Source organism: Verrucomicrobiota bacterium (assembly GCA_016200005.1).
GTDB lineage: Bacteria > Verrucomicrobiota > Verrucomicrobiia > Limisphaerales > PALSA-1396 > PALSA-1396.
Map to the genome: position 1 here is coordinate 1 of JACQFP010000001.1, position 26,717 is coordinate 26,717.

Genomic DNA, 26,717 nt, shown 5'->3' on the forward strand with positions numbered 1-26,717 from the left:
ATGAGTTACTGGATCGCGTGATCGCGGGAGTGAAGTTCGTCGATGGTGTCGAACTCAACCCCAAGGCAATAGCAGCGTAAACACATTTACCCTTGGGATGCCCTCCACCCCCCGCCATCCACAACTTTTGGAAATTTCTCTCCCAAGACTGAGGATTTGTGCTGCTCATTGAGCATTGATGGTGATAGCTTTGCTCTATGGCCAAGTCCGTTTACACCCGACGTCGACAGTTTGGCACTGCCTGTCTGACGGGCGCTGCCGCAATGTTGATTCTGGGACAGACTTTGTTGAGCGGGTATCTCGACGGAATGGGTTTCATCCTTTACTGGTTTGCCTGCCTTGTCCTGACGGTCTTGACCCTCCTGGCGGCCTTGCTCGATGTTCAGGCGGTGCGACGCCACGCGCAGGAGCAGCAACGCGATCTGGTGCGGGACGCATTGAAGAAAATTGACGCCGACGAGCGAAAAGATCCCGACTAGCCACGGTTTCAGGCTCCTTCCTTTTAAGAACTATCTTGGAGACAGTATTCGTTCTTGAGTTTTTCGAAGCTTTCTGCTTAACTCTGCGTCAGAGGATTGTTATGACTGCAACGATCATTGATGAGTCGAAGACGACGCTCTCGGAAAAGCAGAAATCGGCCTTGATCACTCTGCTGGCGGACGAGGACACCGCCGTTTACCGGAAGGTGCGCGCCAAGATTCTCTCGCACGGTGCGGCCGTGAGCCAGTGGCTGCGGCCTTACGCTCTCGACAGCAATCCGGTGTTGCGCCGGCGGTCAATGGAGATTGTCCACCATCTGGCGCGCAAGGAGGCGGACAATCGCTTCCTGACCTTTTGTTTGAAACAGGGCGAGGACCTGGATGTGGAAGCAGGCGCGTGGTTGCTGGCGCAAACGCAATACCCCGACATCAACATCGAAGCGTATCAGGCCTTGCTTGACAGTCATGCCGGCGAACTGCGCGAGCGGATTAATATCAGCGCTGACGCGGATAAACTCCTGACGACGGTCAACGAGTATCTCTTCGGCGAACTGGGTTTTGTCGGCAACGACCAATCTTACTACGACCCGGAGAACAGTTATTTGAACCGCGTCATCGACCGGCGCACCGGCAATCCCATCAACCTCTGCCTGGTCTATCTCTCCCTGGCGCGGCGGCTGCGGCTGCCCGTCAGCGGCATTGGATTACCCGGACATTTCGTCTGCCGGTATCAATCCGCCGCGCGCGAAGTTTTTATCGACGTATTCAATCGCGGCAAACTCTTGAACAAGGCGGACTGCATCAGTTATCTGGTGCACAGCAATTTCGGTTTGCAGGATGCCTATCTGGCGCCCGTCACTCCGCGCCGCATGTTGATGCGCATCTGCGGCAACCTGCATCAAATCTATCGCCATCTCGAACGGCCCGACGAAACCGCGCGCCTGCAACGTTACCTCGTGGCGCTGGCCCGATGACCTGCGCCGGCCTGTCTCAAAAGTTCACTGTGAGTGACGCCATGTTTTCAACTGTCGCCGGGCGACGTAAGGATCGACGCGCGCCACAATAAAGTAAGCCCAGCGTTCCTTGAGCTTGTTCCAGAACGTGCGCGACTTCCGCCAAGCCGCCCGTTCAACGCGCAGGCAATGTTTCAGATCGTTGGCAAACATTTCCCGCGCGCCCGCCACCAGTTTTGGATCCTGCAACCGCACGAGCAATTCATAGTTGATGTGCAGGCCGCGCGAATCAAGATTCGCGGAACCGGCATAAACGACATGATTCACAATGATCAGCTTGGCGTGGAGAATTTGCGGCTGATATTCGTAGATCTCGATGCCGGCCCGTAAAAATCGCTGGTAGAGACTGTGCGTGGCCAGTCGCGAGAGTGTCACGTCTGATTTGCCAGCCAGAATTAATTGCACACGCCCCCCGCGTCGCGCCACGCGTATGAGTTCACGCCGAATCCGCCACGTAGGCAGAAAATAGGCTTGAATGATTTTAACATCCTGGGCGTGGACCAAATCCTTTTGCAAAGCGCGTTTGATGGGACTGCGCCCGCGTCCCGGTCCGCTCAGCAACAGTTCCCCGTCGTGCCCTGCGATCGATTTTTTAACGGCGTATTTCCGTAATCGCACGAAGCGGTGGTGCTGGAAATCAGCGCGGGCAAACTGGTTGTCGAAAGCCACGGACAGTTCTCGCGCCAGCGGCCCGGTGATTTGCAATCCGAGATCGTGCCAGCCTTTCGTCACGCCGTCGCCTTCGTATTCGGAAGCGATATTGAACCCGCCGATGAAGGCGATTTGTTCGTCGCAAACCAGCATCTTGCGATGATCGCGGATGCCGAATCGCTGGAGCGACATCGGATTGAACCAGTGAAACTGGCCGCCGGCGGCGATCAACTGGTCCCAAAAACTACCGGAAAGTGTGATCGAACCGAAGGAATCCAGCATCACCTTGACGTCAACACCGCGTTGTTGTGCGCGCACCAGCGCGTCACGAAAACGTTTGCCCAGCTCACCGCCGCTGTAAATGTAGATTTCCAAACGGATGATTCTTTGTGCGCCGTGGATGGCGGCCAACATGGCGGGGAAGACCTCATCGCCCGTTCGCAACCAGCGGTAGGTATTCGTATTGGGCGACGCCATGGCCGCAGATTATTCGCGGGTCACTGGTTTTTCAACCTGTTAGGATTGCACAGTGTTGTGTGAAAAGGTTCAAAAAAAAGCCACAAATTAATTTCAAATGTTTCCCGATTTCGGGCATCTATATGGATGTGCGACTATCTCTGAGATTATGCGCGACCTTGCTGATGGGTGTAGCTGGTTTGTCTGCGAACGCGGCAACCACAACCCAGGTGCGCCTGTTGCTGTCGGCGGAAACGGCGCGCGCCGGCGACACCGTGATGGCGGGCGTGCGGTTGAAAATGGCGGCTGGCTGGCACACGTACTGGCGAAATCCCGGTGGGCCAGGAATCGCCACTTCGATTACGTGGCAATTGCCACAAGGAGTCAGCGCGGGGGAAATTCAGTGGCCGCTGCCGGAAAAACTGACCATCTCCAACGAGACGAGCTACGTCTACAACGACGAAGTCGTTCTGCTCGTTCCGTTGAAGCTCGCGCCAGACTTGAAGCCTGGCCCACTGGAACTTAAGGCCAAAGTCTCGTGGCTCGAATGTGAAGATACCTGCATTCCCGGCAACACGAACGTCTCGACCAAACTCCTCGTCGCGTCAGAGTTAAAGCCATCTTCTGAAGTAAGTTTGGTCGAAAAGTGGCGCAACAAACTGCCCAAGTCCTCGGACAGGTTGTCCGCGATCGCGCGCTGGGAGAAACCATCCAGCAGCGACATGCGTCCGGTCATTATGGAATGGACTACGGGCCAAACTGCAACCGACTCCGATTTTTTCCCTTACGCCAACGAGCAAATTGAGGTCCAGTCCTCGGCGGAGCAGCTCACAGCCGAGGCTGGAAAAATCCGCCTCCGCAAACAAGTGAAGAAGCTTGAATGGAACTGGCCGAGGCAACTCCAAGGAATTCTGGTCGCCAAAGAGGACGGCAAACAGCTTTCCTGGGAAGTCAATTTACCGATCGAGAATTCTTCCGGTGGCGACGCGGCATCAACTCCATTCTCCTGGGTAGCATTGTTGACCGGACTGGGCCTGGCTTTTTTGGGCGGTTTGATTCTGAACATCATGCCCTGCGTTCTGCCTGTGATTGCGTTGAAAGTTTTCAGCTTCGTCAAACAAAGCGGCGAAGCGCCGGGCCGCGCGCGCCGGCTCAGTTTCATTTACGCGTTCGGCATACTCTGTTCGTTCCTGGTGCTGGCGGGCTTCCTGATTGCGGCGCAGAAGGCGGGCGAAGTTGTCAGTTGGGGAATGCAGATGCAGAATCGAAACTTCGTCATCGGTATGACCATCCTGGTTACGCTCGTGGCGCTCAATCTCTTCGGCCTTTTTGAAGTCACGCTGGGCGGCGGGGCGATGAGCGCCACAGACGCGCTAACCAGAAGGAGTGGTGCATCGGGCGCTTTTTTCAACGGCGTGCTGGCGACCGCGTTGGCGATCCCCTGCACCGCGCCGTTCCTCGCCGGAGCGCTGACGTTCGCATTTGCGCAGCCACCACTGATCGTCTTGTGGGCGTTCAGTTTCATCGCGCTGGGATTGGCCGCGCCTTACATTGTGCTGACGTGGAATCCTGCGTTGCTCAAATTTCTGCCCAAACCCGGGCCTTGGATGTTGCGTTTCAAAGTCGCGCTCGGATTTCCTATGCTCGCCACGGTCGTCTGGCTTTACAAACTCTCGCTCAATCATCTCAACAAAAGCCAGTCGCTGTGGTTTGGGATTTTTCTCGTAACGGTGGCGATGGCGGCGTGGATTTGGGGCGAGTTTGTCCAGCGCGGCGGCAGCCGGCGCGGGCTGGCGGTGCTGATCACGCTGCTGTTGCTGGGCACGGTGGGTGGTTACGCGGTGACTCGCCACGAGGGAATCAAATGGCAGAAGTGGAGTCAAGCCGCCGTGGAAAAGGCCCGCGCAGACGGCCATTCCGTGCTGGTGGACTTTACCGCGGACTGGTGCCTCACCTGCCAGCTCAATTTACGCACGAGCATTGATGTTCCCAAAGTTCGAGCAAAGCTCGCCGACGCAAAAGCCGTCACATTGATGGCCGACTACACGCTTCAGGACGAGCTCATCGGCAAGGAGCTGCACCGCTTCGGTCGCGATGCCGTGCCGTTGGTTGTGGTGTTTCCGAAGAACCCCAATGCGGAGCCGATTGTTCTTCCGCCGCTGCTGAGGCCGCAGATTGTTTTGGACGCTCTGGAAAAGGCGACGAAGTAGTCCCGGAACAGATTTCGCTTGGAACTGCGGCCAAAATTGCGCTTGCACTCGGGAGGGTGGAAGCTAGAGTCCTGTTCACATTCATGCTGGATGGCAACCCACCGTGGTCGGTGGTTTTTTATTTTGGCGAAATCAGAAAAGCAGACTCATTGTGAAAATTTTTAGCGGCACATCCAATCCTCCTTTGTCCAGGGCGATTTGCGAATACATCGGCATCGAGTTGGGCAAATGCAACATCAGCCCGTTTCCCGACGGCGAGACCTTCGTCAAGATCGAGGAGAATGTGCGGGGTGAAGATGTGTTCGTGGTGCAATCCAGCAGCCCGCCGACGAACCAGAACCTGATGGAGATGTTCATCATGATGGATGCGTTACGGCGCGCCAGCGCCACGCGCATCACCGCGGTGTTGCCGTTTTACGGTTACGCGCGGCAGGACCGCAAAGACCAACCGCGGGTGCCGATCACGGCCAAGTTGGTGGCCAACCTGTTGGTGGCGGCGGGTGCCAATCGTGTCCTGACGATGGATTTGCACGCGCAACAAATTCAAGGTTTCTTCGACATTCCGGTTGATCATCTCTACGCCGCGCCGGTCATGTACGATTACTTGAGAACTAAGAAGCTTGAAAACCTGGTGGTGGTCAGTCCGGATGTCGGCGGGTTGAAGATGGCGCACGCGTATTCGGAGGTGCTCGAAGGTGGACTGGCCATCGTGGCGAAGCGGCGGAAGAGTGCGCTGGAGGTGGAATCGATGGCTGTCATCGGCGAAATCCGAGGTAAGAACGTCTTGATGGTCGATGATTTGACGGAAACGGCAGGGACATTGACAAGCGCCGCCACATTGCTTAAGCGGAAGGGCGCAAAGCAGATTCTGGCCTGTGTTTCCCATGCGATATTGAACGATCTGGGGATCGAAAGATTGCGAAAATCTAATATTGACGAACTCATTACCACTGATACTGTCGTCCGCCCTGCAATTGACGGGGTCAAAATAACCACGCTGTCGGTGGCGGGTTTGTTGGGCGAAGCGATCAAGCGGATCAACAGTAATTCCTCGGTCACTTCGCTGTTTGAATTCAAAGGCGGGCGCACCAGTTAGTGGTTGGCGCGTCGCACAGCAGACAATTTAATCATGAAATCAGTATTATTGAATGCGTTTCCCCGGACACAGGTTCGCCGCGGCGGGGTCAAGAAATTGCGCTCCTCCGGCCGCGTGCCGGCGGTCATTTATGGCCGCAGCCAGCAGCCGCAAAACCTCGAAGTCAGCACCAAAGACCTCGACGATTTGATTCATCATTCGGTGTCAGAGAATCTCTTGGTGGACCTCGCCATCCAGGACGATGTCCGTCCCAAGCGGCTGGCTTTGGTGCAGGAAGTCCAGCATCACGCCCTGAACGGCCAGGTGCTGCATGTCGATTTTCACGAAGTCGCCGAAAACGAAAAAGTCACGGTCATGGTGCCGGTAGAAACCGTAGGCGAAGCGGCGGGCGTCAAGACCGGCGGCGGCGTATTGGAACACGTCTTGTTCAAACTCAAGGTGCGCGCGTTGCCCAAGGATTTGCCGGAGTTCATCCAGGTGGATGTTTCCAAACTGGAATTGGGTCAATCCATCCACATTGGTGAAATTCAACCTCCGCCCGGCACCGAAATCCTAGGCGAGAAACACGTTTCGGTTCTCTCAGTGGCCATGCCCATCACGGAGGCCCAGGAATTGGCGGAAGCGGAAGCGGCCGCGGCGGCTGTGCCGGGTGAAGTCGAGATGATCAAAGAGAAAAAGGATGAGGAAGGCGCGGCAGCGGCACCCGTTGGTAAAGCAGGCGCCAAACCGGGCGACAAAACCGCTGAGAAGGGCGCGGAAAAAGCTCCCGAAAAAGGCGCCGAGAAAGCTGCGGACAAAGGCGCCGAGAAGAAGGCTGAGAAGAAAAAGTAGCCCGACGCCGGTGTGGGTGATCCCGCATGGAGAATTTGCATCTCATTGTGGGATTGGGCAACCCGGGCGGGGAATACGCCGGTACGCGCCACAACGCCGGTTTTCTCGTGCTCGAACGGTTGGCGGATCGCTGGCAGGCCGGTTGGAAAACCGTCAAGAAATTCCAGTCGCGCCTCGCGCGTGCGAAGCAGGACGACCGGCGGTTGTTGTTGTGCCAGCCGCAGACTTATATGAATAACAGCGGCGAGGCGGTTGGAGCGTTGGCGAGTTTTTATCGGGTGCCGCCCGGGAAACTGATGGTGGTGGTGGACGATGCGGACCTGCCGTTGGGCGAAATTCGGTTGCGACCGCGCGGCAGCAGCGGCGGTCATCACGGGCTGGAATCGATTGAGCAGCATCTGGCCACGCGGAATTTTGCGCGGCTGCGGATCGGCATCGGTCGTGCGGCGGGCCAGGCGCGGGCGATCACGAATTACGTGCTGGGAGAATTCAGCACGGACGAGAGCAAGTTGTTGGAGAAAGTTTTGACGCGGGCGGCTGACCAGGCGGAATGCTGGTTGAATGCCGGCATCGAGAAAGCAATGAACCAATTTAACGGAGTGATTCAAGACTCCGGTCAACAGAAAGAAAGAACCGAGTGAAAAAATACGAAGGCTTGTTCATCTTGAACACCGCTGGCAAAGAAGAAACGATCAAGGACGCCATCGATAAAATCTCCGCGGAGATTGTATCGGCGGGTGGCAAAGTGGAGACCGTGCAGAAGATGGAGAAAAAAAATTTCTCTCGCGTGGCCAACAAGAAAAACAGTTCCGGCTTTTACGTCAACGTCATCTTTGAGAGCCAGCCCGCCGCGGTGAATCAGTTGCGCCATCGCTTTGCCTTGAACGAGGACGTGTTCCGGGTCTTGATCTCGGTGGCGCCGACGCCCAAAACCGCCGCTAAAACCACCAACTAATTCCAGTTATGGCCAGCTTTAACAAAGTCATCCTCGTTGGAAATCTCACTCGCGATCCAGAGCTGCGCTACACGCCGAAAGGAACCGCTGTCGCCAAGATTGGTCTGGCAGTGAATCGCGTCTGGACCAGTGACACCGGAGAAAAGAAGGAAGAGGTGACCTTTGTAGACGTGGACATGTTTGGCCGTACCGCTGAAAACGTCGCGCAGTACATGCGCAAAGGCAGTCCGCTCCTCGTCGAAGGTCGGTTGCGGCTCGACCAGTGGGATGACAAGCAAACCGGCCAGAAGCGCAGCAAACTCGGCGTTGTGGCGGAATCGGTCCAGTTCCTGGGTAGCCCTCGCGCCAGCGAGGGCGGTGCGCCTGCTCCGTCACGCGCACCAACTGCTCAAGCGCCGACTGCCGCTGCCGAACCAATCGAAGGCGATGGCCCGCCCGAAGGCGACGACGTTCCATTCTAATCTGGACAATTTGCGCGGTTGCGCCCGGTTGCCGACCGCGACTCGATTTCAAATCTCAACACTTAATCTTTTTCAAAATGCCAAAAACTGAAGTCATCCTCACCAACAACATCGTGGGCCTGGGCGGCGAGTCCGATCATGTCAAGGTCGCCGCCGGTTACGCCCGCAACTATTTGTTCCCGCAAGGGTTGGCCATTCCTCTCACTGGCGCGAATAAGCGTCGGCTGGAAGTGCTCAAGCAGCGCCGCGCCGAACGCGAAGCTAATGAACTCAACACCATGACCGAGCTGGCCAAGAGCCTGTCCAAGCTCACCGCCGTGCTCGCGGTCAAGACCGGTGAAGACGGCAAAATGTTCGGCTCCGTCACGGCGGGCGCGATTGCCGACCAGCTCAAGCACCAGTTCGACGTGGTGCTGGACAAGAAGAAAATCCACCTCGAACATGCCATCCGCACACTGGGCGAACACGAAGTCGAGCTTCGCCTGCATCCCGATGTGGTGATGAAGCTGAAGGTGCGCGTCGAAAGCAGCACGCCAGTGGAGGTGCCGGTGGCCCCGCCGAAGGTGGAAGAAAAAACCGAAAAGCGCGGTCGTCGTCCCGAACGCGCTCCCCGCGCCGAAAGCGTTGAGCGCGCTGCGAAACCTGAACCGGCTCAGAAACCTGAGCGCGCTGAACGGAAACCACGCGCGCCCAAGGACGACAAAACAAAATAATCCTTCCGGCAAACCATTTCCGCAGGCAGGGCACGCGACCTGCCTATTTGCTTTCTGAGAATGTGGAGACAATCAAGATGGCGTATTGGGCCTACCAGTTCTTGAAAAGCCGATTTGGAGTTGCCTGTTTGACAATCGGAATGGGAAGAACTTTTTCATCGCCTTTTTGGGCGTCCAACAATTGCAATGCCTGTTGCGGGGTCATCTGGCCTTCGGCCAACGCGGTCGGTTGTCCCTCGCCGTTTTGGTCGGGTGTTTTATCGCGTGGCTGGGCGGATGCCTTGTCTTGCGATTCTTTTTTCTTGTCGGCCTGATCCTTTTTCTCCTTGGACTGTGCGTCGGCCTGCTTTTGTTGTTCGGATTTCTGCTCCTGTTCCTTCTGCGACTGGGAGTTTTGTTGGGACTGGGACGGATCTTTCTTTTGTTCGGACTGCGAGTTTTTCGCCTCGTCCTTTTTGGAATCATTCTTGGACTGATCCTGCTTCTGATCTTTTTGCTGATCCTTTTGTTGTTTGGATTGATTCTGGGAAGATTGCGGCTGTTGCTTTTTGAGCTCCTCCAGTTTCTTCTTCACAAACTCGGAGTTGAATTTGGCGTCAGCATCCTGGGGGTTCAACTGGAGCGCGCTATCAAAACTCTTCACCGAGTTCTCCCACGCTTCGATTTTCTTGGTTGGGTCCGGATTATTCTCACCCAGTTGATAGAGCGTGTTGCCGAGGTTGTAGTAGCCGCGCTGTTGCATTTGCAAATCACGCGCCGATAGCACCTCGTTAAATTCCTTGGCGGCTTCGTCAAATTGTTTGTTCTGGTAGGCGGACGCGCCGGCGTTGAAATGCAAGCGCGGATCATCCGCTTTGCGTTTGAGCAATTCTTGGTATTCTTTGAGAGCATTTTCGTATTTTCCCGCTTCGTATTGACGCAGGGCGCTGGAAGGCGAGGCCAGCAGTGTCGCCGGCAGAAACACGACGATCAAAACGGTGACCGCTTCCCGCAAAGCCGCGTTCGCCGTGGCAGCGGTGCTGGCTGCTGGCTGAACCTTCCGTTTGCGTTCTGGCAGAAACATTTCCGCCAGCAAAAGTAAGATCACCGCGGCCAGCGGCCAGTGAAACCGTTCATGATAACGCCGGACGTGTTTGGTGGTAAGATCGGATTTGGGCAGGGGAGCGAGACCGCGTTCGTAAAGTGTGTCTATGGTCTTGGCGCCGCGGAGCGGGAGGTAAAAGCCGCCCTCGGTTGCTCCCGCGATTTGCTGGAGCAAGGCTTCGTTGAGTCGCGATTTGACGACATTGCCTTGATCGTCCTTGACGTAGTCGAGGTTTCCTTTTTCATCGCGGATGCGCAACAATTCGCCGTCGGCTGTGCCGATGCCGATGGTGAAGATTCGCAGGCCGGCTTTCGCAGCTTTCTTGGCGGCATCCAAAGCCGCGCTGTCGTGGTCTTCGCCGTCCGTGATGAGCACGAGGACTTTGTAGTTGTCCGCTTCATCCTTGAAAGCAGCCAAGGCGGTATCTATTGCGGCGGCCAACGCGGTGCCGCCTTGCGGAATGATGTTCACATCCAGCGCGTTGACGCTCTGACGAAAGGCTTCGTCATCCACTGTCAACGGGCACTGCAGAAACGCGGTGCCGGCAAACGCCACCAACCCGAGCCGGTCGGACCGGGCCTGCTGCATCAAGTCCAGCGCCGCATACTTGGCCTTGGTCAACCGATCGGGTTTCACATCTTCAGCCAGCATGCTGCGCGATGTGTCGATGGCCACCACGATGTCCAGCCCGCGTTGTTTGACTTCCTCCCAATCGAATCCCCATTGGGGCCGCGCGAGCGCCACCAGCGAGAGAGTCACGGCCAGAACGATCAGGCCGAGACGAATCTTCCGGCGAGTCAGAGAAACGCCGGCCATCAGACCGGCCAACAGGCGGGATTGGATGAATTGGGTGATGAGTCGTTGCCGTTTGCGCCACGCCCACCAGAGGAAGGCGAGCAACAACGGTAACACCACCAGCAGCAACCAAAGCGTTTGGGGGTTTGCATATCTCACGGCAATTTCCTCCAGACGGTATTGCCCAAACCAATTTCCAGCAACAGCAGGAACAGCCCCGGCCACACGACCCAGGGAAACAATTCCTCGTAACGCGCGAACTTTTTGATGTTCGCCTCGGTTTTTTCCAGTTGATCGATCTCCGCGTAAACTTTCTTCAGCGTGTCGGTGCTGTCGGCCCGGTAATACTTTCCTTTGGTTTGATCGGCAATTTTCTTCAATGTGTCTTCGTCAATGTCCACTTCCATCGGCACGTAAAATTTTCGCCCGAACGCGTCCACGCGCGGAAAGGGCGCGGTGCCGCGAATTCCCACGCCAATCGTGTAAACCTTGACGCCGAGGCTCTGCGCGGCTTCCGCGGCGGTCAACGGCGGGACTTTGCCGGCGTTGTTCTGACCGTCTGTCATCAGGATAATGATCTTACTTTTCGACTTCAGTTCGCGCAACCGGTTCAGCGCCGCCGACAGTCCCGAGCCGATGGCGGTGCCATCTTCGATGGTATTCAAGTTCAGCCGTTCAAGATTTCGCAGCAGAAAATCGTGGTCAAGCGTCTTGGGCGCGGCGATGTAAGCGCGCCCGGCGAAGGCGACCAGACCGATGCGATCACCGGGGCGGCGGTCGATGAACTGTTTCAGGACCTCCTTGGCGATGGTCAATCGATTCACGCGCTGGCCACGCACTTCAAAATCCTCGGAGGCCATGCTGCCGGAGAGGTCGAGCGCCACCACGATGTCGATGCCGCTGGCTTTGATCTTTTCTTCGCTCGCGATCTTTTGCGGCTGGGCGAGCGCCACAATGAACAAAGCGAGCGTGAGCCAACGCAGCTTTGCCAGCCAGCCGCCAGCGCGGGAACGGGTCATCTGGTCGATTCCTTTGACGAGTTGGGCCGAGGAGTACAGGAAAGCCGGCGGTTGTCCGCGTCGCCCCTTCAACCAGGCCGCCAACGGCAGGAGCAGAAGCAGCAGTAGAAAGTATGGTTGGGCGAAGGTCATGGGTGGACGTGATTCGTGATGCGTGATGCGTGAGAGGTGGAGTTCTCCGGCAACTTTGGTTCGGTTTCGTCCACCAGTTGCAAGGCGGAAGCGTGCAGGTCCTCGAGTTCGGGACGACCAGGTTCATAGCGCGCGAATTTGACGAGGTCACAGCGCGAGAGGAATTCGCTAAGACTATTCTTTTGCTCCGGCTTCAACAAATCGGTGGCTTGCAGCTCGTGCAAAAACTCCTCGGTGGTGCGATCCGGCGCGTGGAAATTGAATCGTTCCTCCAGGTAAAGACGAATGGTGTCGGAGACCAGAATGCAAAACAAGCGGGGTTGGTCCATCAACGCCAGCGCCTCCTGCAGTTTTTGCCGGGCGCGAATGTGCGGCGGCACGATGACGATGGGCGACGCCTGCTGACGACGTTTTTGCCACCAACGCCAGGCGAAATAAATGAGCGCGGCGAACGCAAGAACGCCGAGTGTCCACCAGAGCCATTCCCAGCCGGTCGGAATCGCCACGGGTGGTTTGATGGCGCGCAGGTCGTTCGTCGTCGGTACGGCGGACAGATTGGTGGTTGAAGAAGTGAGCGCGGCGAGATTGGTTTTCATCCGTGACGACGACGCTTTTCTCGAGTTTCAAAAAATCGCCCCAACGCGGCGGCATAAGGCTGGTCGGTGCGCAACTGGATCGCATCGATGCGGGCGGAGCGGAACAGGCGTTCGAGCTCCTTTTGCGCCTCGGCCTGACGATGCGCGAAGGTCTTGCGCTTATTCGCGTCGTTCGTGTTGACTTCGATAACTTCGCCGGTTTCGGCGTCTTCAAGCACTAGACGGCCAAGCGCGGGCATCTCAATTTCGTAGCGGTCGGCAATTTGCACGGCAACGACATCGTGTCGTCGATTTGCCTGCCGCAGAGCCGGGAAGGAGACAGGGACGAGCGTCTGTGTAACCATTTTGTCTGAGCGCCATGCCTGTTCTTTGCTCGCCGGGTAAGGCGGCGGCTGTTCGAGCAAGAAATCCGACACGACGACAGCGATGGCGCGATGCGGCGTGACGCGGGTGAGAAATTCCAACGCGTGATTCAAATCCGTGCCGCGACGTTTGGGTTCAAAAAAAAGTATTTCCCGAATGACGCGCAAGACGTGACGGCGTCCCTTGCGCGGCGGAATGAATTTCTCGACCTCGTCGGTGAACAGGATCAGGCCGACCTTGTCGTTGTTGCGGATGGCGGAGAAGGCGAGCACGGAGGCGATCTCGGCGGCGAGTTCGCGTTTGGATTGCTCGCCGGAGCCGAACAAGCCGGAGCCGCTCACATCCACAACGAGCATCAGAGTCAGCTCGCGTTCTTCGACGAACTTTTTTATGAAGGGATGATTCATGCGCGCGGTGACGTTCCAATCAATGGAGCGGACTTCGTCACCGGGCTGATACTCGCGCACCTCCTCGAAATTCATCCCCTGGCCCTTGAAGACGCTGTGGTATTGGCCGGCAAGCGTTTCGCTGACGAGCCGGTTCGTGCGAATCTCGATCTGCCGGATTTTTTTGAGGATTTCGCGGGGAATCATGGGAGGCGTGAGGCGTGAGGTGTGAGGCGTGAATGGAGAAACTCGACTTGCGTGAATGAGCCAACGCAATAAATTGAATCCATGTCCGTAGCGAAATTCTTTTCCGCAGCGAAAAAACTTCCCTTCGATGAACGGGTTGAACTCGCACATCGTCTCTGGGATGAATTCATGGATGGCTTCCAAGGCTGGAAAGCGTCGCCAATGCCCGAAGGTCTATTCGCTTGGAAAACTCTGAAGGCCGAGATTGATGCAAAGTTGAGCCGCAGCGACCGTATCGAACTCGCGCAACGAGTTTGGGGAAACATCCAAGAGAATGGATTTGACCCCGAACCGACGCCGGAGCAAATCGAGGAATTAGAGCGACGGGCGCGTGAAGCGATCGCACATCCTGAGAGATGCATTCCGTGGGAAAAGGTGCGAGCGGATCTTAAGAAGCGCCTACGCGCACGCCGAGCCCGCTCTGCATAGGTCATCTCATTAACACCGGGCTTCAGCCAGGTGCGAACGTGACCAAGAAACTCCAGCCGTTTCAACGGCCTTCCTGCGCGCGGAAAACCGTTAAAACGGTTAAAGGTCTCCCCATCGCCATTCACCGGGCTGAAGCCCGGTGTTAATGAGATGATGGAGCACGGCCGTGGTCGCAAATCCAGCCGCAGCGCGTGGTGATTCGTGAGCGCGTTGGAAATGTCGAGCGTGCTGCGGCTGGTGCTTCGCACACAGCCGCGCTCCGGGGCGGCGGAAGCGCGGCGTTCACGCCGCTTCAACGGGCGAACGGGATTGCGTGGTGGGTTCGTTTTGGACGCGGCAGTGGTGCGGCCGGTGAAGCGGGCTGAAGCCCGCGCTCCGGCCGCAAACCCGGTCACGATGCGGTTCGTGCGAATCTCGATCTGCCGGATTTTTTTGAGGATTTCGTGAGGGATCATGGCGACGTTTGAAGGTTTGTCTGAGGTACCAAACTCTCGTAAGTGCGGAATGGTTTAAAAAACCCCTCAAAATCTTTTTTAAACTTGTCGAGTGAATACCAACCTTCTTTGATCCCGTCAAAACCATCATCAAGGACGTAAACCGCAGACTCGTGCTCTTTTGGAACTTGCTGGTTTATTACCCATCGAAACAGAATCCTAACAACCTGTTCTCCAGTAAACTGCTTAGTTCGCGCCGCGAGTCCCAAGCGAGCCAGCACTAGATTCCAAACAGTGGGCAAATCTGATTTGCCTGGAACAGCGTCCAGAAGCCTGCGTTTACTAGCTTCCTTATCGATTGAAAGATTTAGCAACCAATCTGGAGTGCTTGCACTACTTTCGGCGATCATTTTGTCTGCCCATGCTTCGATGTCGTTTTCCCGGCAAAGGCCAACTTCCAGTGCTAGTTGGAAGTATTCTGCAAAATCTTTGGTCGTTGGCTGACGCATTTGATTGCCGAGCCCTGTTCACGGCACAGGCAACTCATCAAAGATTTTCTGAATGACCGTTTCGCTGGGTTTCTCCTCGGCTTCGCAGGCGGTCATGGCTCTTCGATTCCCAAATCTCGGCAGGTTTTTCGCGCGAGGAAGCGGTTGATTTCCGTGTGGCGCGGGACAGCCGAGCGGCGATTGAGTGCGGGGGTTTCCCACCATGAGTGATTCGCCCCTTCGCGGACGAGCCGGCAACTGTGAGCGGCCAGATGGCGGATGAGTTCGCGGGTGTTTCACACCAGAATCGCGGCTTCTTCGTAATCATTCTGCGCGGCGTTGCGCGCGTCTTTGCGGTTGAACTCCAGCGCTTCGCTCAAGGCGGAGCGGAGATTTTTCAACAACTCGGCCTTCGTTTTGCCCTGACAGTTCACGCCGGGGATTTCTTCGACCCAACCAATCCACCAGTCGGAGTCTTTTTTGATCACTGCGGTGAATCTATTTTTCATGGTTATCAAGGTAACGGGTTTTACGGCACGGGCAACTCATCAAAAATTTTCTGGATGACCGTTTCGCTGGTTTTTTCCTCGGCCTCGGCTTCGCAGGTGACGGCAAAGAGCGTGTTCAAGCAATTGGCTGCAAATCCAGCAGATGACAAACCTCGATGCCGTCGTCCAAGTCCGGCCAGTAAATCGCGAAGCCGCCCGGCTCAAGTTTCCAGTTGGCGCGTTGCTTGGGCGTGGCTTTGGCCAGCCACTTCAGCCACGGCACTTCGGCCAGCGGCAGGCTTATTTCGCGCCAGTCGTCGAGCCGGACGTGCAGCGTGCCGTTGGTGAAACGGACGCTCTGGGCGTGGACTTGTTCCGTGGTTTTAGCGGTTAAAGTATTCATGCCATGCTTCCAACAGTTTGGTTTCGTTTTGTTGTGTCAGCTTCTACACCCGATTCAATGCAGCTTTATTGTAGCCGTGATTGTATTCGACTTCGAGTGAATTGAGCCAGATTTTCGCCACCTTCTCCGCGTGAATGCCGTGAACGTGCGGCGGCTCATGCACGTCCGACGAGTAAAAACGGAATTTGTAGCCTTCAATGAAGATGGTCGGCATAGCTCACGGCACGGGCAATTCATCAAAGATTTTCTGGATGACTGTTTCGCTGGTTTTTTCTTCGGCTTCGGCTTCGTAGGTGATCGCGACGCGGTGGCGCAGCACGTCCATGCCGATGCTTTTCACGTCTTGCGGTGTGACGTAGCCGCGTCCGCGCAGGAAGGCATAGGCTTTGGCGGCGAGAGTCAGCGCAATGGTCGCCCGCGGTGAAGCGCCGAGTTGAATCAATCCTTGCAGTTGGATTTGGTAGTTGCCGGGATCGCGCGTGCAGCAGACCAGATCGACGACGTAATCCTTGACCTTGTCGTCCACGTAGATGTCGTTGATGACTTCACGCGCGTCGAGGATCTGCTTTGGCGTCACTACCGGCCCGGCGGTTGGCAAGTGGGAAGTGCGGGCCATGAGGTCGAGGATTTGGCGTTCTTCGTCGCGCGAGGGATAACCGATCTTGAGTTTGAGCATGAAGCGATCAACCTGGGCTTCCGGCAGCGGATAAGTGCCTTCCTGTTCGATGGGATTCTGTGTGGCGAGCACGAGGAAGGGTTCTTCCAGTCTGTGGGTTTGTTCGCCGATGGTGACTTGCTTTTCCTGCATCGCTTCGAGCAGGGCGCTTTGAACCTTGGCCGGTGCGCGGTTGATTTCGTCGGCAAGAATCAGGTTGGCGAAGATCGGCCCGCGCCGCGTGGTGAAGCCGCCGGATTGCGGGTTGTAAATCTGCGTGCCGATGACGTCGGCGGGGAGCATGTCAGGCGTGAATTGCAAGCGAGCGAATTTGACCTGAAGCGTGGCGGCAAGGGTTTTGACGGAAAGTGTTTTGGCGAGACCCGGTACGCCTTCGAGCAAGACATGGCCGTTGGCCAGCAGACCGATGGCGAGACGCTCGACCAGATAAGTTTGACCGATGACGACCTTGCTGATTTCATTAAAGAGAGGCCGCACAAAAGCGCTGGCGTCCCGGACGGTTTCGTTGATCTGATGGATGCCGGTGTTCATTCGTGTAATTATGTTAATGACACATCGACAGGAAAACTAGAAAATGTGTTCAGAGAAATCTGGAAGTTAGCATGGGATTGGCAGTTAACTATTCCAAATAGAAGATGAGAACAGAAGCGTCAAGTCTGGCCGGGCACGTTCGCCGTATGCGAACGGCCTACTCGTTTTTGTTAATCTCGGTGGGACTCGTGGTCGGCGCTTATTATTTGGTGCGAACCAATAAAGTGGACCTGCCAGTTTATCTGCCGTTGATCGTGTTGTTTGGCGGGTTGGAGGCCAGTGTTTTGATTTTTGCCATCCTTTGGTCGCAGGTGAAAGGCCGGGTGCGCGCCGAACAGATCGAAACCGAATTGGCCTCGGAGAAGGAGCGCTTGACGGTCACCTTGAATTCCATCGGCGAAGGCGTCATCACGACCGACACGGGAGGGAAGGTGGTGTCCATCAACAATGCCGCGGAACAAATGACCGGCTGGCCGCAACGCGAAGCGGTGGGCAAGCCGCTCAGCGATTTGTTCCACATCATTCATGAAAAATCCAGGGAGCGCCGCGCCAACCCGGTGGAAAATGTCATGCGGGTCGGCGGCGCTGCGGGGCTGCAAAGCTCGACGATTTTGATTGCGCGGGACAAAACCGAGCGGGTCATTTCCGACAGCGCCACGCCGATTCGAGACGAGGAGGGAAATATCTACGGCGTGGTGGTGGTTTTCCGTGACATTACCGAGAAGCAAAAATCCGAAGTGGAATTGTTGAAAGAAAGCAAGCTGGAATCGGTGGGTTTGCTGGCGGGCGGTATTGCGCATGACTACAACAACATCCTGACGGGCATCATTGGAAATATCTCGCTGGCCCGGATGTCCACGCAATCTCCCGAAATCTTGCTGGGCCGGCTGGAGGCCGTGGAGAAGTCGGCGATGCGGGCGAAGGATTTAACGCAGCAATTATTGACGTTTGCGCGTGGCGGCTCGCCCATCCGCAAACCGCTCCAGATTTCCAATTTGATCCGGGAAGCGGCGCAGTTCGGTCTGCACGGCACCAATGTGGACAGTGAGTTCTCGCTGCCCGCCGATCTCTGGCCGGTGGAGGTGGATGAAACCCAAATCCGGCAGACCATCAGTCACCTGGTCATCAACGCCGTGCAAGCGATGCCTGAAGGCGGAAAGATTGAAGTGCGGGCGGAGAACGTTGAATTGATCGGCGGGTTCACGTCCGCCTTGAGGCCCGGCAGATACATCAAGATTTCCATCAAAGATCACGGCGAGGGCATCAGCCCGGAAAATCTGCCGCGAATTTTTGATCCTTACTTCAGCACCAAAAAGCAGGCCAGCGGTTTGGGACTGGCGACCGCTTATTCCGTCATCCGCAAGCATGATGGCCAGATCAAAGTGGAATCGACAGTGGGAGCCGGCACCACGTTTCACATCCATCTGCCCGCCACTTTCAAGGCGGAGTTACCGGCCCCGCCGCCCGACCGAAAGAAGCCGTTGTTTACGGGTCAGGGTCGCGTTCTCATCATGGATGACGAAGAAGAAATCCTGAACGTGGTCGGCTCGATGCTGGAGTTGAGCGGTTACCAAGTGAAGACGGCCCGGGACGGCGTAGAGGCTCTCGCCCTCTACAAAGCAGCGAAAGGCGAGGGCAAACCATTTACGGCTGTGATCATGGACCTGACCATTCCCAACGGCATGGGTGGGCGCGAAGCGATCCGGCTGCTGAAGGAATTTGATCCCCAGGCCAAGGCAATCGTCTCCAGCGGTTATTCCTATGATCCGGTGATGGCGGACTACCGGAGATACGGTTTCAGCGGCATCATTCCCAAGCCCTATCGCCTGGAAGACATGGGACGCGTGCTGGCCGAGGTAATCAGCGGCAACGTCGAGGTTGCATAAGAAATTTGGATGGGCCGGGCGCAGCCATAGGGGAAACTATTCTTCCGTGCATTCGCATCCCTAAAACCGCACTCGCGCGGCGGCAATGTCCCGCGCAATCTGCTTCCTGAGCTCGACCGTGGAGGAGAACTTTTTTTCCTCGCGCAGTCTTTCGACAAAGGTGACCTCCAGTTCCGCGCCATAAAGATCGCCGTCAAAATCGAGCAGGTGCGTTTCCACGCGGAGCTGCGGCGCGGGCTTTTTCAACGTGGGGCGAAAACCAATGTTCAGAACGGCTCGGCGGGACTTTCCACCGGTGGTGGCGAGCACGGCATATACGCCACGGGGCGGCAGAACCAGACCGTTGACCTCGAGGTTCGCCGTTGGAAAACCGAGTTGACAGCCGAATCGATCTCCGCGAACCACGCGCCCGGCCAGCGAATAAGCGCGCCCCAACATCTGGCTGGCGGCATACAATTCCCCGGCGCGGATGGCCTCACGAATGCGCGTGCTGCTGACCGCCCTGCCGTCCAGTGAGACGGCCGCCAGACCATGCACCGTAAAGTTCAGCTCCGCACCCAACGCCTTCAGCAAGGCAACATTGCCCGTCCGTTTGTGACCGAAGGCGAAGGAACTGCCAACGCACAGGCTTTGGAGGTGACCGAGGTCGCGCGTCAGGCCACGGATGAAGACCTCGCCGGTTTGTTCGCTGAATGATTTATCGAAATGAATCAACAAGAGTGAATCGCTGCCGAGCGCCTCAATGCCGCGCAGTTTCTGTGGCAGGGAGTAAATCAACGGGGGTACGCGCTGCGGCGACACAATCGCGTTCGGGTGACAATCGAACGTGATCACCAACGCGACTGCGTCATGCTGGCGGGCATCGGCAATGGTTTGCCGGATGACCTGCTGGTGGCCCAAATGAACGCCGTCGAACATCCCGATGGCCACGCAGACTTTGCGCGCGCCGGGTTTCAGTTCGCGGGCGGAGTGGATGACATTCATGGCGGAGAAAACTCCAACATCCAAGCGCCAAGCACCAGTGAAATTCCCTTCTTCAGGCGCGAAACTTCCAGCGGGCCACGACGTAAATGATTTGAACTGGGGCTTTGGAGCTTCACTGGATGTTGGAGGTTGGTGCTTGAAGCTTTCAACTCGCGGCCAGTTTCAAAAACGGAATGACACGCTTCTCGAGTTCGCTTAAAGACAGCTTCAGGGCGGCGTCGAGCGGGATGGCGTCGGCAACATTGAATTTCCCGGAAACAGTTCGTCGCAAGGTGGCCAAGTGCGCGCCGCAGCCAAGTTTCTGGCCCAATTCATGGGCCAAAGTCCGGACATATGTGCCCTTGGTGCAGGCGACGCTGAAATGACCGATCGGCTCGGTGTAGGCGCTGAAACGGAAATTGTAGATGTGAATGAGGCGCGGCTGGCGTTCCACTTCGATGCCTTTGCGCGCCAGCTTGTAAAGCGGCACACCATTTTTTTTGATCGCGGAGACCATGGGCGGCATTTGCATTTGATCGCCCACGAACGTGGCTGCCAGTTCGTTCAACTGTTCCACCGCGGTGGGTGGGACGGGCAGGGAAGCCACCAGTTCGCCGTCGGCATCGTAGCTGTCCGTGGTTTCGCCAAACTTGATGGTGCCCTCATAAACCTTGTCGGAGGACATCAGCTTTTCCGAAAGCTTGGTGCCACGACCCAGCACGATGATGAGCAGCCCGGTGGCATTGGGATCGAGCGTGCCGCAGTGGCCGACCTTTTTGATTTGGAACTGGCGGCGGATGGCGTCCACGACATCGTGAGAAGTCGGCCCGGCCGGCTTGTCGATGAGAATGGCGCCGTCGAGAGAATCAAATTCGCGCATGAAAAATCAATGGGCGGAATTAAGCGCTTTCTTGACGGCGGCAATGACCTTGCGCTGCACGGAAAGCGGCTTGCCCCGGATGCGCGCACCGGCGGCGGCGTTATGGCCGCCGCCACCGAACTGGGAGGCGATGTCGTTCACGTTCACCCGGTTGCTTTTAGATCGCAAACTGATGCGTGTCAGCTCCGGCTCGATTTCTTCGAATACGCAGGCGATGACGACGGGTTCGATGTCGCGGATGTGATCGATCAAGCCTTCGGACTCGCTGGTGTCGGCACCGGTGCGCGCGTAGTCGGCCTTTTTCAACCAGAGGTAGGCGATTTGATCATCGTGCGTCAGGTGGAAATGGTTATAGACGTGGCGCAGCAACCGCACGCGGGAGAGTGGGTAGGATTGATAGACTTCGTCACAGATTTTGGCGAGGTTCGCACCGCGTTGCACCAGTTCGCCGGCGACATGATAAGTACCGGGGCGGGTGGTGGGATATTGAAACGAGCCGGTGTCGGTGGACACGGCGGTAAACAAGCAATCGGCGATCGGCGGCGTGATCGGCCAGCGCGCAGCCTTTAAGAGACGAAAAATTATTTCTCCCGTGGACGGGTTCCTGGCCAGAACCCAGTTCAAATCGGCGTAGCGGGTGTTGCTGGCATGATGGTCGATGTTGATAAAGAGTTTTCGTTTGGCGATGCACGCGCCGACTTTCCCGAGACGCTCGAAGCTGGCGGAGTCGGTGGCGATGACGCAGTCAAATTTCATGCCAGGGCGCGGTTTTTGAATGAGATGATCCGGGTCGAGGAAGGCGAGTTTGCGGGGATTGCCGTCCTCGTTCCAGCAGCGGACTTTCTTTCCCTGGTTCAGAAGAGCGAGCGTGAGTCCGAGTTGCGATCCGATGCAATCGCCGTCCGGGCGCACGTGACCCACGACGCAGAAGGTGCGGCAGTCGCGAATGCTCTCGAGGATGCGGTTGATGATTTTGGGTTGGGAATTCATTCTTGCGACAGGGTCGGTTCGAGTTCCTCAATGATGGCGAGCACGCGGTTGCCGCGGGCGATGGATTCATCAAGCACGAAGCGCAGTTGCGGCGTGTATTTCAGGATGATGGATTTGGCGACGAGACCCTGGATGCGCTTGCGGTGTTTCACGAGCAGACCGAAGCCGCGTTTTTGTTGCTCGGCGTTGCCCAGGATGCTGACGAAGACGGTGGCGGAATGCAGGTCGCCGGAGACGCCCACGTCGTTGACCGAGATCAGTCCGGCGGCGCTGACGGGGAACTCGCGGCGGATGACCTCGCCGATCTGGCGTTTCAACAACTCTTGCACCCGCTGGAGTCGGAGTGAGGGCATATTAAGCTCTAAGAATGAGAATATGATTAAGAAAGATGGCGCGGTTCGTGATGCTCCCTCCTCTTAATCGTAAACTGTTTTTAATAGTTCACAGTTTCTGCGTCACTTTTTCGACCGTGTAACATTCAATGGTGTCGCCCGGTTGAAATTCGCTGAACCCCTCCAGCCGGATGCCACATTCCATCCCGCTGCGCACTTCATTGACCTCGTCCTGGAAACGGCGAAGGGTTTGAATGGCGCCCTCGTAAATCAGTCCCTTGCGGCGCAGCACGCGTACTTTGCCGCGGACGATCCGGCCGCTGTTGACGATGCAACCCGCAACGGGACTGCCCTTGGACAGTTCGAAAATCTTGCGCACCTCGGCTTCGCCGATGACGACCTCTTTCAGAATCGGGTCGAGCAGTCCAGCCATGGCTTCGATCACCTGATCAATCAGTTCATAGATAATGGAGTAGAGCTTGATCTGGACGCCTTCACGCTTGGCGATGTCGGAGACGCCGTTGTCGATGCGGGTATGAAAACCGAGAATGACGGCGTGCGACGCCGAAGCCAGCAGGACGTCCGACTCGGTGATGGTGCCGACGGCGCTATGGATGACTTCGAGGGAAACTTTTTCAGAATCAATTTTCTTGAGCGCCTCGACGATGGCTTCCACCGAACCTTGCGTATCGGCTTTGACCACGAGCTTAAGCACTTTGGCGGAACTTGAGGCCATCGTGTCGAACAGGTTTTCCAACGTCACCTTGGCCCGTGCCTCTTGTCCCAAAGCGCGCGCTTCCATGGCGCGATTTTCGGCCAGGTCGCGCGCATTCTTGTCATCTTCAACCGCGCTGAATTCCAGACCGGCTACCGGCACACCGTTTAGCCCAAGCAATTTGACCGCCACGGATGGCCCGGCTTCCCTGAGGCGCTTGCCTTCTTCGTTGATGAGCGCGCGGACTTTGCCCCAGTACTGACCGCAGATGACGGCGTCGCCCACGCGCAAGGTGCCTTTGCGCACCAGCACCGTGGCCGTGGGGCCGCCGGGTTCGAGGCCGGACTCGATGACGTTGCCTTTGGCGCGGCGATCGGGGTTGGCTTTAAGCTCGAGCAAGTCGGCCTGGAGCAAAATCATTTCCAAAAGTTTGTCCACGCCTTGTTTGGTCAGCGCGGAGACATCGACGAAGATGGTTTCGCCGCCCCAATCATCCGGCACCAGCCCCTTTTCCTGCAACTGTTGGCGGACTTTCATCGGGTTGGCGTTGGGATGATCGCACTTGTTGACGGCCACGAGAATCGGAACTTTGGCGGCCTGCGCGTGGCTGAGCGCCTCGAGGGTTTGCGGCATCACACCGTCATTGGCGGCGACGACGAGCACGACGATGTCGGTCACGTTCGCTCCGCGCGCGCGCATGGAACTGAACGCGGCGTGGCCGGGGGTGTCGAGGAATGTGATTTGCTGGAGTTCACCTTTTCGCTCCGGGTGCGGGAAGGAAATGGTGTAGGCGCCGATGTGTTGGGTGATGCCGCCGGCTTCGCCAGCCGCCACATCGGATTTGCGGATGACATCGAGCAACGTGGTTTTGCCATGGTCCACGTGACCCATGATCGTAACGACCGGCGCGCGCGGCTTCAACGCCTCGGGCTTGTCATCCACATCCAGCTCAACCTTTTTTTCCGGCGCGTGAACCAGTCCGCTGCCGCGCTCCCGCTTTTCCAGTTCGAAACGAAATCCGTACTTGGCGCAAACTTTTTGCGCGATCCCTTCGTCGATGGCCTGGTTGACGTTGGCGAAGACGTTCAACTCCATCAAATCCGCGATCAATTGAAAGGGTTTGCGTTTGAGTTGTTCGGCCAGCTCGCGCACGACGATGGGCGGTTTGAGCGTGATGAGTTCACCGGTTGTGGGCGGAACAAATTTTGGCAATGTCGGCTTGAGCGCCTCGGCGGTTGCACCACTGGTCTTTTGGACACCACTTTGTTTCTGGCCGGGCAAGGGTTGGGCCGCGGGTGGCGCGCCGCCGCCACGGACACTGCGAATGTCCCCGCGACGGGTGAACTCCGTTTTGGTACCAAGGTAGGCGCGTGCGGGACGTCTGGCGGGGGTTGATTTTTGTTCGGCCCGCGGCGGAGGTTTTGCGGGCAGTTGAACGAAACCAACCTTGTCGCCCACCCGCGGGCCGGGCGGGGGCGGCGGGGGTTTGGCGATTTCCAAGGAGGGCTTTGGCTGGTCGATGCCCACCGGCGTTGGATGAATCTCCGCCCCGGTTTCGTCCGCTATGGATGGCGCCAAGTCGATGGCAGCGATAGGGCCGGTTGCGGCCCTGGTCTTTTCATCTGTCGTCGCCGGCTTCGGTTCCGTGACCACGATGATCGATTGGGGAGGTGGCGAAGGCGGCGCAGGAGGGGCCGTGACCACCGGCCGGCCGCCGGTGAGTTGTAATTCCAGGAATTCGGCGGTGATTTTATCCAGCGAGCTGGAGGGGACGCGCGCGGCAATGCCCAGTTCCTTGGCCTTGGCAAGGACTTCCTTGTTCTCGAGACCAAGTTTTTTCGAAATGTCGTATATGCGAACGGGCATAATAATTTAACTCAAATTCTGCGAGCCAGATTTTCCACAAGGCCTTCATCGGCTTAAGCCACAGACGATGTGTTTACTGAACTCATAGGCTGATACCGGACTAAGTAACCGACGGTTCGCCGACTTTTAAGGTGCGCCGCGCAACTTCCGCGCTGGCGGCATCCCTGATGGCGGTCGCCTGTTCGCCAATGCCAGGGATCTCCGCCAAGTCGCCGACCTCAGCTTGCAATAAATCTTCCAGACTCGTCAAACCATGATGCACCAGCGTATCGGCTTGTTCTTTGGAAATTCCGGGGATGGCCGCCAATAATTCCACGGCGTTGGCAACCTTTTCGGCAAAACCCATCGTGACGACGACTTCCGGCACAATATCCACCTGCCAACCAGTCAATTTGGAGGACAGCCGGGCATTTTGACCGCGCTTGCCAATCGCCAGCGAGAGTTGATCTTCGCTGACGATGATTCTAACTCGGCGATTTGCTTCGTCCACTTCGAAGGATTTCAATTGGGCCGGTGCCAGCGCGTTGGTGATGTACGCTTTGACGTTGGGTTCCCATTTGATGATGTCCACTTTTTCGTTGTTCAATTCGCGGACGATGTTTTTGACCCGTTGACCGCGCAGTCCAACGCACGCGCCAACGGGGTCAACCTTGCCGTCGCGCGAATGAACCGCCAGTTTGGTGCGGAAACCCGGTTCGCGGGCTATGCCTTTGATCTCAATCGTGCCGTCGTTGATTTCGGATACTTCCAGTTGAAACAGCTTGATGACAAATTGCGGGTCAGCACGGGAGAGAATGATCTCCGGTCCGTGCGGGCCGTCTTCGACCGCCTTGACGTAGCAACGAATCCGCTCGCCGATCTGGTATTCCTCGGTCGGCACACGTTCGCGGTTGGGCAAAAGCGCTTCGTACTTGCCCAGATCAACGGTGACATCTGAGCGATCAAATCGCCGGACGATTCCACTGATGATATCTCCCACGCGGTCCTTGAATTCAGAGAGGATGAGCTGCTTTTCGGCGCGGCGCACATGTTGCATGAGGGATTGTTTGGCGTACTGAGCCGCAATCCGTCCGAAACCGGCCGGGGTGACTTCCACTTCAATTTCATCACCCAGTTGCGCGTCCGCTTTGATCCGGCGCGCGTCGAACACGGAAATCTGATCGTGCTTGGAAAGAATCTTGTCCGAGACAATCAACTTGGCGAACGCTTTGATGTCTCCGGATTTGGGATCAATGACGCAGCGCAGTTCACGCGCCGGGCCGACCGCCTTTTTGGCGGCGGAGAGCAGGGCGTCTTCCACCGCGGCGACAAGGATCTCGCGGCTGATGCCCTTTTCCCGCTCCCAATATTCGAGTACTGTTAAAAAATCAGCGTTCATAAGCTCATTCCGGCGTGCCATGCGTGGAACAAAAAAGTCGGTAGAATAATCTCCGACTTCGCGCGCTGGCAGACCAGCAAACTATCTTTATGCTGTGAGATTAAATATTCCTCTTGAGGGAGTCAAGTTTCAATTCGGCAACTGCCTGAGAATAAAAAGGCGATGGAAACGCCTCTGCGCAGAAGAGTTAACGGTCAGGCAGGCAAGGTCCGGAACGAGTTGGAAGAATCGTGTTTGCGCTGCAGGATTGTCCTGGTGGTCGCCATTGCCACTCACCGGAAGCGGATCAACCGGCCGGGCGGGGATCGCATCCTCCACCCTCCAAGCAGCTTCTGCGCGGAAATTTTTTGCTTTTTTTGAGCGTCTGTTCCAACCTCGGCTTATGACGAAACCGCTCGCGCTCGTGTTGTACGAAAAACTACTTCCGGGCAGCCAACTCGTTAACAAACTGCAAGACTTGAACTATCGCGTTTATACAATTGCGGATGCCGGTGCGCTCGTGGATTACGCCCGGCAAAAAAAACCATTAGTGGTGCTGGCCGATCTGGCTTCGAGCCTGACCAATGTCTCGGTTGCCATTGCCAGGTTAAAACAAAATCCAGACACCAAACATCTTCCGGTGATCGCCTTCTCCAGCGATGAAGAAAAAGAGGCGCGTGAGGCGGCGCGTCAGGCCGGTGCGACGTTGGTGGTGAATGACGCCGCGATTCTGACTCACCTGGATCAGTTTCTGGAACAGGCGCTCCACGTGGAGTGATAGAACCACACTCCC

General features: G+C 56.8%; 28 protein-coding genes. 12 read left to right on the forward strand and 16 right to left on the reverse strand.

The window, feature by feature from the left end:
- Positions 1-197 precede the first annotated feature (197 nt).
- Together HY298_00005 and HY298_00010 are read left to right on the forward strand one after the other, a co-directional pair.
- Entirely contained in the window at positions 198-479 is a 282-nt protein-coding gene (locus tag HY298_00005) for a hypothetical protein (GenBank protein ID MBI3848664.1), read from the forward strand.
- A 101-nt stretch (positions 480-580) separates the two neighbouring features.
- Positions 581-1,453, forward strand: a complete 873-nt coding sequence (locus tag HY298_00010) for a hypothetical protein (GenBank protein ID MBI3848665.1) — start codon at positions 581-583, stop codon at positions 1,451-1,453.
- A gap of 24 nt (positions 1,454-1,477) precedes the next feature.
- Here the strand turns inward: HY298_00010 and HY298_00015 are convergent, their stop codons facing one another.
- Positions 1,478-2,620, reverse strand: coding sequence for a phosphatidylserine/phosphatidylglycerophosphate/cardiolipin synthase family protein (locus HY298_00015; GenBank protein ID MBI3848666.1), 1,143 nt, complete (start codon positions 2,618-2,620; stop codon positions 1,478-1,480).
- Between the two features lie 128 nt (positions 2,621-2,748).
- Between HY298_00015 and HY298_00020 the strand changes: the two genes are divergently transcribed.
- From HY298_00020 to HY298_00050, 7 genes are all read left to right on the forward strand, one after another.
- Positions 2,749-4,809 (forward strand): thioredoxin family protein, encoded by a 2,061-nt coding sequence (locus tag HY298_00020; GenBank protein MBI3848667.1) that lies wholly within the window; start codon positions 2,749-2,751, stop codon positions 4,807-4,809.
- Positions 4,810-4,960: 151 nt separating this feature from the next.
- Positions 4,961-5,905, forward strand: a complete 945-nt coding sequence (locus HY298_00025; GenBank protein MBI3848668.1) for a ribose-phosphate pyrophosphokinase — start codon at positions 4,961-4,963, stop codon at positions 5,903-5,905.
- Between the two features lie 33 nt (positions 5,906-5,938).
- A complete protein-coding gene (locus tag HY298_00030) occupies positions 5,939-6,736 on the forward strand; it encodes a 50S ribosomal protein L25 (protein MBI3848669.1) in 798 nt (265 codons plus the stop codon).
- A gap of 26 nt (positions 6,737-6,762) precedes the next feature.
- Positions 6,763-7,377, forward strand: coding sequence for an aminoacyl-tRNA hydrolase (locus HY298_00035; GenBank protein ID MBI3848670.1), 615 nt, complete (start codon positions 6,763-6,765; stop codon positions 7,375-7,377).
- Positions 7,374-7,691 carry a 30S ribosomal protein S6 gene (gene rpsF, locus HY298_00040; protein MBI3848671.1) on the forward strand — a complete coding sequence of 106 codons (318 nt, stop codon included), beginning with the start codon at positions 7,374-7,376 and terminating at the stop codon, positions 7,689-7,691. The genes HY298_00035 and rpsF overlap by 4 nt, the downstream gene beginning before the upstream one ends.
- 8 nt (positions 7,692-7,699) lie before the next feature.
- Positions 7,700-8,152, forward strand: a complete 453-nt coding sequence (gene ssb / locus HY298_00045; GenBank protein ID MBI3848672.1) for a single-stranded DNA-binding protein — start codon at positions 7,700-7,702, stop codon at positions 8,150-8,152.
- Between the two features lie 77 nt (positions 8,153-8,229).
- Positions 8,230-8,865, forward strand: coding sequence for a 50S ribosomal protein L9 (locus HY298_00050; GenBank protein ID MBI3848673.1), 636 nt, complete (start codon positions 8,230-8,232; stop codon positions 8,863-8,865).
- Between the two features lie 91 nt (positions 8,866-8,956).
- Here the strand turns inward: HY298_00050 and HY298_00055 are convergent, their stop codons facing one another.
- Genes HY298_00055 through HY298_00070 form a run of 4 tightly spaced genes read right to left on the reverse strand, consistent with a single transcriptional unit; the run spans position 8,957 to position 13,447 of the window.
- Positions 8,957-10,969 (reverse strand): VWA domain-containing protein, encoded by a 2,013-nt coding sequence (locus HY298_00055; GenBank protein MBI3848674.1) that lies wholly within the window; start codon positions 10,967-10,969, stop codon positions 8,957-8,959.
- Positions 10,900-11,895, reverse strand: a complete 996-nt coding sequence (locus HY298_00060) for a VWA domain-containing protein (protein MBI3848675.1) — start codon at positions 11,893-11,895, stop codon at positions 10,900-10,902. The genes HY298_00055 and HY298_00060 overlap by 70 nt, the downstream gene beginning before the upstream one ends.
- Positions 11,892-12,491 carry a hypothetical protein gene (locus tag HY298_00065; GenBank protein MBI3848676.1) on the reverse strand — a complete coding sequence of 200 codons (600 nt, stop codon included), beginning with the start codon at positions 12,489-12,491 and terminating at the stop codon, positions 11,892-11,894. The genes HY298_00060 and HY298_00065 overlap by 4 nt, the downstream gene beginning before the upstream one ends.
- Complete coding sequence (locus tag HY298_00070) at positions 12,488-13,447, reverse strand: DUF58 domain-containing protein (protein MBI3848677.1); 960 nt, start codon at positions 13,445-13,447, stop codon at positions 12,488-12,490. Before HY298_00070 ends, HY298_00065 begins: the two co-directional genes overlap by 4 nt.
- Positions 13,448-13,528: 81 nt before the next feature.
- Between HY298_00070 and HY298_00075 the strand changes: the two genes are divergently transcribed.
- A complete protein-coding gene (locus HY298_00075; GenBank protein MBI3848678.1) occupies positions 13,529-13,915 on the forward strand; it encodes an addiction module protein in 387 nt (128 codons plus the stop codon).
- A 451-nt stretch (positions 13,916-14,366) separates the two neighbouring features.
- Here HY298_00075 and HY298_00080 read toward each other — a convergent pair whose 3' ends face one another.
- From HY298_00080 to HY298_00100, 5 genes are all read right to left on the reverse strand, one after another.
- Complete coding sequence (locus HY298_00080) at positions 14,367-14,858, reverse strand: hypothetical protein (protein ID MBI3848679.1); 492 nt, start codon at positions 14,856-14,858, stop codon at positions 14,367-14,369.
- A 275-nt stretch (positions 14,859-15,133) separates the two neighbouring features.
- The gene (locus tag HY298_00085) at positions 15,134-15,346 is read right to left on the reverse strand and encodes a type II toxin-antitoxin system HicB family antitoxin (GenBank protein MBI3848680.1); all 213 of its coding nucleotides are present in this window, start codon (positions 15,344-15,346) and stop codon (positions 15,134-15,136) included.
- A 115-nt stretch (positions 15,347-15,461) separates the two neighbouring features.
- Positions 15,462-15,728 carry a DUF2442 domain-containing protein gene (locus HY298_00090; GenBank protein ID MBI3848681.1) on the reverse strand — a complete coding sequence of 89 codons (267 nt, stop codon included), beginning with the start codon at positions 15,726-15,728 and terminating at the stop codon, positions 15,462-15,464.
- Between the two features lie 43 nt (positions 15,729-15,771).
- Positions 15,772-15,942, reverse strand: coding sequence for a DUF4160 domain-containing protein (locus HY298_00095; GenBank protein MBI3848682.1), 171 nt, complete (start codon positions 15,940-15,942; stop codon positions 15,772-15,774).
- A gap of 3 nt (positions 15,943-15,945) precedes the next feature.
- On the reverse strand, positions 15,946-16,935 hold the full coding sequence (locus HY298_00100; GenBank protein MBI3848683.1) for a MoxR family ATPase: 990 nt from the start codon (positions 16,933-16,935) through the stop codon (positions 15,946-15,948).
- 146 nt (positions 16,936-17,081) lie between these two features.
- Between HY298_00100 and HY298_00105 the strand changes: the two genes are divergently transcribed.
- Positions 17,082-18,821 (forward strand): PAS domain-containing protein, encoded by a 1,740-nt coding sequence (locus HY298_00105; GenBank protein ID MBI3848684.1) that lies wholly within the window; start codon positions 17,082-17,084, stop codon positions 18,819-18,821.
- Between the two features lie 60 nt (positions 18,822-18,881).
- Here the strand turns inward: HY298_00105 and HY298_00110 are convergent, their stop codons facing one another.
- From HY298_00110 to nusA, 6 genes are all read right to left on the reverse strand, one after another.
- Entirely contained in the window at positions 18,882-19,805 is a 924-nt protein-coding gene (locus HY298_00110) for a bifunctional riboflavin kinase/FAD synthetase (GenBank protein ID MBI3848685.1), read from the reverse strand.
- A 145-nt stretch (positions 19,806-19,950) separates the two neighbouring features.
- Positions 19,951-20,664, reverse strand: coding sequence for a tRNA pseudouridine(55) synthase TruB (truB, locus tag HY298_00115; GenBank protein MBI3848686.1), 714 nt, complete (start codon positions 20,662-20,664; stop codon positions 19,951-19,953).
- A gap of 6 nt (positions 20,665-20,670) precedes the next feature.
- Entirely contained in the window at positions 20,671-21,654 is a 984-nt protein-coding gene (locus tag HY298_00120; protein ID MBI3848687.1) for a bifunctional oligoribonuclease/PAP phosphatase NrnA, read from the reverse strand.
- Positions 21,651-22,007: a 30S ribosome-binding factor RbfA gene (gene rbfA / locus HY298_00125; protein ID MBI3848688.1), complete on the reverse strand. Its 357-nt coding sequence runs from the start codon at positions 22,005-22,007 to the stop codon at positions 21,651-21,653. The genes HY298_00120 and rbfA overlap by 4 nt, the downstream gene beginning before the upstream one ends.
- 88 nt (positions 22,008-22,095) lie before the next feature.
- Positions 22,096-24,567 (reverse strand): translation initiation factor IF-2, encoded by a 2,472-nt coding sequence (gene infB, locus HY298_00130; protein ID MBI3848689.1) that lies wholly within the window; start codon positions 24,565-24,567, stop codon positions 22,096-22,098.
- Between the two features lie 100 nt (positions 24,568-24,667).
- Entirely contained in the window at positions 24,668-25,945 is a 1,278-nt protein-coding gene (nusA, locus tag HY298_00135; protein MBI3848690.1) for a transcription termination/antitermination protein NusA, read from the reverse strand.
- A 382-nt stretch (positions 25,946-26,327) separates the two neighbouring features.
- Here nusA and HY298_00140 point away from each other — a divergent pair, with 382 nt between their 5' ends.
- Positions 26,328-26,702, forward strand: coding sequence for a hypothetical protein (locus tag HY298_00140; protein ID MBI3848691.1), 375 nt, complete (start codon positions 26,328-26,330; stop codon positions 26,700-26,702).
- The last annotated feature ends 15 nt before the right edge of the window (positions 26,703-26,717 follow it).